Below are 1,316 nucleotides of genomic sequence, written 5' to 3'. Positions count from 1 at the left end.
CCCGGTTGGAGGCTCGCGATATGGACCATCGGAGGCGTCGACTCCTGCGTTCTGCATTGGCCGCACTCTCTGCCGCGGCGTTGCCAAGGGCCGCCGCAGCTCAGGTCTATCCTCATCGGCGAGTTCGTCTCATCGTGGGATTTCCCGCGGGAGGACCAGTCGACATAGCCGGTCGGCTTATTGCTGCCTGGTTGTCGAAACGCTCGGGCCAACCGATCGACGTCGAGAACGTGCCTGGCGAGAGCGGAAACACGGCGACCAGATCAGTCGTCAGAGCAGCACCTGACGGGTACACTCTTCTTGTCTGCGGACCCGTGAATGCAATCAACACAACACTTTTCGAGTCGCTCGACTTTGATTTCGGGCGCGATATCGTCGCGGTGGCGGGCCTGTACAGTGTGCCGCTTGTGATCGAAGTGAACCCTTCAGTCCCGGCCAGGACGGTTATGGAGTTTATCAGCTACGCGAAGACCAATCCCGGAAGACTCAGGGTCGGATTCGCCGGCGTGGGGACGCCCCAACATATCGGAATCGAACTGTTCAAATCGATGGCTGGCGTTGATTTGACGCTTGTGCCGTACCTTGGATCGACGCCTGCGCTCGAAGATTTACTGGCTGGCCGTATCGACGCGATGTTTGATCCGATGCCCTCGTCCATCGCGCATGTCAGAGCCGGCAGGCTCGTTCCGCTTGCCGTTACGGGAACGGCAAGGTCGGATAGCCTACCGGATGTGCCTGTCGCAGCAGATACCGTGAAGGGCTATCAAGCCGGATCGTGGTTCGGAATCGGGGCGCCTAAGGGAACACCCATGGCCGTTGTCGGTCAACTGAATGGCTTGGTCGACGAAGCCCTCAATGACGACGCCATCAAGTCGAGGCTCGCGGGGATCGGCGCAAGCAGTATTCACGGTTCGCCCGCAGAGTTCGCAAAATTCATCGCCGACGAGACTGAGAAGTACGCTGTCGTCGTCCGGTCGGCAGGGCTTAACGTGAAATAGTCGATTGTGCACTCCGGGTTTGTCGCCGACGGTCGGCAACTCATATACCGCGGYCATGTCGCCTTCTGGCCCATCGCGAAATCACGACAGCTCCCGCAGCAGCTTTCGCGCCGCATCCAACAATGCCCGAACCCGCCTTCGTTCCGCGATCGCGGCCCTGGTAAATAGTCCATGCTTCCGTGCATTCCGGTTCCTTCGCGGGGCGCCGGATCCTTCCGCTCCGCCGTGCATGCGGCAGCGCGTCTTGCCGTGCATTGCTGGCGCGCGGCAGGCGACGCCGTCACGGGTTTTGGCGCCGCAACGTGGGCTTGCCAGCAG

Annotated in this window: 2 protein-coding genes; one reads left to right on the top strand and one right to left on the bottom strand. The window is 61.0% G+C overall.

What is annotated here, in order from left to right; all coding sequences use genetic code 11:
- Positions 1 to 998 (top strand): Bug family tripartite tricarboxylate transporter substrate binding protein (locus tag ACXJL8_RS41355; RefSeq protein WP_456687067.1); only part of this gene is annotated, 998 nt, incomplete at its 5' end.
- Positions 999 to 1,079: 81 nt separating this feature from the next.
- Here the strand turns inward: ACXJL8_RS41355 and ACXJL8_RS41350 are convergent.
- The coding region (locus ACXJL8_RS41350; protein WP_456687066.1) for an HGGxSTG domain-containing protein at positions 1,080 to 1,316 on the bottom strand (237 nt) is incomplete at its 5' end.

It is taken from the genome of Bradyrhizobium sp. P5_C11_2 (assembly GCF_054049755.1).
The sequence above is the reverse complement of the archived record's forward strand: the minus strand, read 5'-3'. Positions and strand labels throughout refer to the sequence as shown.